The following is a 275-nucleotide window of genomic DNA, read 5'->3' on the forward strand; positions in this document are numbered from 1 at the left end:
AAGACGGTACAATGGGCGTTGACGGAAAAGACGGTAATGGTGTCACTTTGAATGGTCAAGATGGTTCCATCGGTATCAAAGGCAAAGATGGTACAAATAAAGTACAAATTACCACACAAAATGGTAAAGTCGGCGTTGACGGCAAAGATGGAGAAACACGTCTTGTTGTCAAAGAAGGTACGAAGACGCATGAATTGGCAACGATGAATGACGGAATGCAATTTGCCGGTGATATTGGTGCTGAAAATAAACTGAAGTTAAATCAGAAGCTTACC

At 41.8% G+C, this 275-nt stretch carries 1 protein-coding gene; it reads left to right on the plus strand.

The features are described 5' to 3' along the window. A partial coding sequence (locus HMPREF3182_RS07660; protein WP_206445544.1) for a hypothetical protein occupies window positions 1-275 on the plus strand: 275 nt, incomplete at both ends.

Origin of the sequence: Megasphaera hutchinsoni, assembly GCF_001553405.1 — a bacterium.
GTDB lineage: Bacteria > Bacillota > Negativicutes > Veillonellales > Megasphaeraceae > Megasphaera > Megasphaera hutchinsoni.